Origin of the sequence: Neorhizobium descurainiae, from assembly GCF_051400715.1 — a bacterium.
In the GTDB taxonomy this organism is placed as follows: domain Bacteria; phylum Pseudomonadota; class Alphaproteobacteria; order Rhizobiales; family Rhizobiaceae; genus Neorhizobium.
Genome location: NZ_JBLFFK010000072.1, coordinates 1 through 1,726 on the forward strand (window position 1 = coordinate 1; position 1,726 = coordinate 1,726).

At 53.2% G+C, this 1,726-nt stretch carries 1 protein-coding gene; it reads left to right on the plus strand.

Going from position 1 to position 1,726, the window contains the following annotated elements:
• The first annotated feature begins 341 nt into the window (after positions 1–341).
• Positions 342–1,358 (plus strand): AraC family transcriptional regulator, encoded by a 1,017-nt coding sequence (locus tag ACMGE0_RS33450; RefSeq protein ID WP_436820152.1) that lies wholly within the window; start codon positions 342–344, stop codon positions 1,356–1,358.
• Positions 1,359–1,726: the final 368 nt, after the last annotated feature.

Genomic DNA, 1,726 nt, shown 5'->3' on the forward strand with positions numbered 1-1,726 from the left:
GATCGATGACCTTATGCCCTGGGCTTATGCCGAGAAGCCGATCATCAAGGCCGGGGTCTGAGAACATCGCTTACCTTCTTCGCAGCAAGTTCGCTTGTAAGGTCGTCATTCAAAGTCCCCATCTGCACGGCATCCCCCTGTTGGATAGACGCGCAGTATTAACCTGACTTTTTTGGTTGAGATTTCGCTATCCGGACTTTGAATTTTGCAATCCTGCCAAAATTCAAAGGCTGACCTCAGCCGGGGTATCGGTTCGTGCTTCTGTATGGTCAATTGTCAGCTACCCGTGCTCTCTTCTGTGGCATTGGTAGGATGCGACAGGTGGGACGGAGGAGACACCCATGCTGAACTCTGCGCTTTTACATGACGCTTATGGTAAACCACTTCTTGAAGGCAAGCTGACCGGTTCCCGTGAATGGGGTGAAGTCAATGCATTCTGTCACAGGGTTTACATGCCGCTTGCGACACGACCTCTTATAAAGGGAGCCGACCCTGACGCCACGCTGCGGACACTGACGATCGGGAAAATAGTTTTCAGCCGCTTCTGCTTCGGGGTCTCTACCAGGGCAGACGACTTCGACCCAAACTCGGGCAATATTATCGTCGTCAACACTTTGAAGGGAAGCGTTCGTCATCCTCTTGGAGACAAGAACAGTGTGGATACCAGACAAGGCGATAGTTATGTCGTCGATTGCAGCCGAACAGACTACTGGAACATCGCCGACGGCAATGATCTGCAACTCAATCTAACCATTCCCCACGCCCTTATGGAAGAAACCGCACAGCGCTGGTACGGCTTCATCCCGGATGACCGACTTTGGAAAAGCCGCTTACTCTTCGGCAGGGAACACTCCGCCTGGCTATCTCTGCTTGATTATGCAACGCGGTCAGTTGATGCCCGGAACAACCGAATTGACAATCCGTTGATTGAGAAGCGCATTGAGGAGACCATTTGTATCGAACTGCTGCGCAACTGGGCCGAAAATGCCGATATGAATCTGGAAACCGGAGCCAGAAGCGCTGCACCCCGTTATGTGCGTGAGGCAGAACGCCTGATAACGGAGCAGGCAGACATGGCACCAACTATCATGGACATAGCCGCCCAACTTGAAATTTCAGCGCGCAGTCTGTCGGATGGCTTTCGAAGATTCAGGGGAATAACCCCCCATGATTTTTTGACCGCTTGTCGGCTCGACAGAATCAATGAGGCGCTAAAATCCGCACGAGTCGGGGAAACACTGACCTCAATCGCCGCTGCAAAAGGCTACGTTAATCTGCACGCCATGTCACAAAGTTATCAGCGGCGGTTCGGAGAAACCCCGTACCAAACGCTGCACAATCGGCCGATCAAGCCATAGCGTGCAGTTACAACAGGCTCAAAGATCTGCACTTGGCCTGCGCTTCTCCTACGCCGGGACACATCCGGACCAGGCCTTGCTCTTGTCGGCCGAGAAGGTCCCCTTTGGGAAATCGCCGGCCTACGCATTTTTCTTCCGCTTTGGAGCAGTTCTTTCCGCTTCTGACTATCGCCTCACCGTGTTGCGCCTGTCTCCCCCCGCAGCAGGTCGCTATGCATACCGGACCACACCTTCAGTGCAAGCTGGAGAGCGGTTTGTGTGAATTTTGCAGCGTGATGTTGCGGGGCGTGCCCCCTAGGTCGGATCGACATTCAGGATTCCCAAATCATCTAATCGGTGATTCATAGGCTACACGGAGGCCTATGAAT